This window comes from Ruegeria sp. E8, assembly GCF_056533985.1.
The window spans coordinates 1-3,584 of sequence record NZ_JBQFOY010000046.1 but is presented as its reverse complement, the minus strand read 5'-3'; the positions used below and the strand labels follow the sequence as shown (position 1 = coordinate 3,584).

Below are 3,584 nucleotides of genomic sequence, written 5' to 3'. Positions count from 1 at the left end.
CCACGTATTTCCGACAGACATAATTTTTGGAGGCCCGTTATGAATTCGCATTCGTCCGTTCACCCGCAACTCGTCGGCGCGCGTCGCGCACTCCGCGGCAACCTGATCGCCACTGGCGTGTTCAGCGGTGCCGTGAACCTGCTGATGCTGACCGGCCCGATTTTCATGCTTCAGATCTATGACCGCGTCATGTCAAGCCAGAGCGTAAATACGCTCGTGGCCCTCGGTACGCTTGTCGCCGGTCTGTATCTTTTCATGGCCCTGATCGACGGTGCACGCACCCGTGTTCTTGTCGCCATGGGGCATCGCTTCGAACAAAGGCTTTCAAAAACAGCGTTCGACTGCACGCTGGCAGAACCCTCGCTTCATCGTACAGCTGGCAACCCGGCGGCGGCCATACAGGACGTCGAAAAAATCCGTGGCTTCCTGTCCGGTCAGGGTGCTGGTGCGCTGTTTGATCTGCCCTGGATCCCGGTCTATCTGGGTCTGGTCTTTGCCATGCACTTCTGGCTCGGCCTGGTTGGCGTCATTGGTGCAATCGCCTTGCTTGTGATCGCTGTCGTAACCGACATCAAGGTGCGCGCTGCAGCCTGCGTCCAGGCCCAACATTCTGGCAAACGCAGCCGTTTGGCCGAAGCAAGTCGTCGCAATTCCGAGATGGTGCGCGCCATGGGCATGCAGGCCAATCTTGGCAAATCCTGGCAGGACATCAATGACCTTCACCTGGGCGCGAGCGCCAAGGCGGCCAATACTGTTGGTGTGTCGGGCAGCTTCACCAAGGTATTCCGTCTGGCCCTTCAGTCCGGTGTGCTTGCGGTCGCGGCCTATCTGGCCATCCACGGGCAAATCTCGGCAGGTTCAATCGTTGCAGCCTCTGTCATCATGTCCCGTGGCCTCCAGCCGATTGAAACGCTTGTTAGCAGTTGGCGCAGTCTGGTGGCCGCGCGTCAGGCCTGGGCACAGTTGAAAGACACTCTGACCTGCGATCAAGACGACGCGAGAATTTCTCTGCCCAAGGCCGAGAAGTCTCTGACCGTAAATGGCCTGATCGCCGCGCCGCCTATGGTGACATCGGCTGTTCTGAAAGGCGTCGGTTTCGACATGAAAGCCGGAGAAGCGCTTGCCGTGATCGGATCGACCGGCAGCGGTAAGTCGACATTGGCGCGCACTCTTGTTGGTGCGTGGTCTGCGGCCAAAGGGAGCATCAACCTTGATGGTGTACCAATTGATCAGTACCTGCCCGAAGAACTTGGCCCGCAGATCGGCTTTCTGCCGCAGGATGTTGAGCTGTTCGACGGTACAATTGCCCAGAACATCGCGCGTTTTGATCCAGAAGCACAAGATGAGATGGTCATCGCCGCTGCCAAGGCGGCCGGTGTCCATGAGCTTATTGCAAGCTTCAAGGACGGCTATGCAACAGCGGTCGGTGAGCGTGGTGCCGCCCTGTCTGGTGGTCAGCGTCAGCGTATTGCACTGGCCCGAGCGCTTTATGGCAATCCGTTTCTGGTGGTTCTGGATGAACCCAATTCAAACCTGGATGCCCCGGGCGAAGCTGCCCTGAACCACGCGATCCAGGCCGCGAAAGCGCGCGGTGCGATTGTGATCGTCATCGCCCACCGGGCCAGTGTGCTCGGGTCTGTCGACAAAGTCCTGATTATGGACGACGGCCGCGCCAGTGATTTCGGCCCCAGCGCTGAAGTGATGGAGCGTCTGCGTCAACGCAATCAGGCGGCTGCCGCACAAGCCCGTCCGGCGGCTCAGCAACCGGCTCAGGCGGCAAAAAGCCAGCTTCAACCGACGCAAGAGAACACTGACGAAACCCGTGTCGCTGCTGCGGGCTGATCCATCCCCGCGCAGAAGCCAATCAAATGGAGGAAGTTATGAATACCGATAAAAAACCCAACAGCCAGACCGAAGCTTTCGTAGACCGGTCGTGGAAGTCCATTGGCTTTGGCCTTGCCGCAGTTGCAGCACTGGTCATCGGCTTTGGCGGCTGGGCCGCGACCGCCCGCATATCCGGTGCTGTAGTAACTAGCGGCAACGTCGTGGTCTCATCCGACCTCCGGGCCGTTCAACACCCCGACGGCGGTATTGTCGGAGAAATCCATGTCGGGAACGGGGACCGGGTCGCTGCCGGCGATGTTGTTCTGACACTCGACGACAAGCTTTTGTCCGGCAGCCAGGTGCTGGTCGACGACCGCCTGATCGCGGTAGAAGCTCAACTGTCGCGACTGATTTCCGAACGCGACGGTTTGGACGAGATCGAGTTGTCCCAGGAACTTGCCGCGCGAAAGGATGATCCCAAAGTACAACGCGTTGTGGCAACCCAACGTGCCGTTATGCAGGCCCGCCGCCTGTCTCAGGAGGGTGAGGTTGCTGCATTCGAAGAACGGATCACACAGACGGAACAGGAAATATCCGGTCTTGAGGCGCAGTATGAGGCCTCTGTTGAAGAGATCGAGCTGATCGACAGCGAACTGGAAGGGTTGACCCAACTCTTCGAGAAAGGGCTGACGCCGGCAAATCGTATTACGACGCTGAAACGCCAGCGCAGCGGTTTGTTGGGCAACAGCGGCGGGTTGACCTCAAGGATTGCGGTTGCACGTGGGCGGATCAGCGAGATCAAGATCAACATCCTGCAGTTGGAAAAAACCTTCCGCGAGCAAGTGATGAACGAGATTTCTGCGCTCGAGGTCGAGCTTGATGGCCTGAAAGAACGCCGGGCTGCCGCCGAGCTGCAATTGGCGCGCGTTGAAATTCGGGCACCGGCAGATGGCATCATCCACGAACTGGATGTGCATACCGAAGGTGGCGTTGTTTCGCCGGGCGAGACGCTGATGCAGATCGTGCCGGAGAACGACGGGCTCGTCGTCACGGCCAGCGTCATTCCGCAGGATATCAACAATGTCTCGGTGGGCCAGGCGGCGACGGTCGTTATCTCAGCGTTCGACCAACACATCGCCCCAAGGCTTGATGGCCGTGTCCAGTTTGTCTCGGCCGACCTCAAAACTGATCCAATGACTGGAATGCCGTTCTACGAAGCGCGTGTGGCATTGGATGAAGGCGCGGTTGATACTCTGGCTGACCGTCAGCTGAGTTTACTGCCCGGCATGCCTGCAGAAGTGTACATCGAGACCGGACAGCGGACACTGTTCCAGTACCTTGTCGACCCGCTTAGCAAGCAGATCCGGACAACCTTCCGGGAGGTTTGATAAGACCAAACGCTTGCACGTCTCCGGACGTGGGAAGACCCCGAAACCAGCGTCAGAATTGGCGCTGGTTTTTTCAATTTGCGTATCTCTTAAGATCTTCATTTGCGCCGAATTTTCCACCGAATTTCTTCGACAAGTTTGGCGCGGACCACGGGGGTTTCAGAAAAGAAAAATCACCGCTTCAAAACGGATTTTTGTCATACTTTGTAACAATTTACGCCGTGAATTCACATTGAAACAAACGGTTGGGGTGACCACCTTGTTTGTATACCCGAGGAGGACGTTTCTAACAGATTTTTGGGTGCCAAGTACCAACTTTAATGAGGAGAATACCAATGACTATCAACACACATACAAACTTCGAAATTGCGG

General features: G+C 57.2%; 2 protein-coding genes. Both read left to right on the top strand.

Annotated features, from left to right (window positions below; translation table 11 throughout):
* Positions 1 to 39 precede the first annotated feature (39 nt).
* Positions 40 to 1,842 carry a type I secretion system permease/ATPase gene (locus ACR0LF_RS23505; protein WP_480583974.1) on the top strand — a complete coding sequence of 601 codons (1,803 nt, stop codon included), beginning with the start codon at positions 40 to 42 and terminating at the stop codon, positions 1,840 to 1,842.
* A gap of 38 nt (positions 1,843 to 1,880) precedes the next feature.
* Positions 1,881 to 3,212: an HlyD family type I secretion periplasmic adaptor subunit gene (locus ACR0LF_RS23500; protein WP_480583971.1), complete on the top strand. Its 1,332-nt coding sequence runs from the start codon at positions 1,881 to 1,883 to the stop codon at positions 3,210 to 3,212.
* Positions 3,213 to 3,584: the final 372 nt, after the last annotated feature.

Bases quoted from the DNA above. Each gene is read 5' to 3' on its own strand.
- ACR0LF_RS23505 (WP_480583974.1), top strand. From the start codon at position 40: ATGAATTCGCATTCGTCCGTTCACCCGCAACTCGTCGGCGCGCGTCGC.
- ACR0LF_RS23500 (WP_480583971.1), top strand. From the start codon at position 1,881: ATGAATACCGATAAAAAACCCAACAGCCAGACCGAAGCTTTCGTAGAC.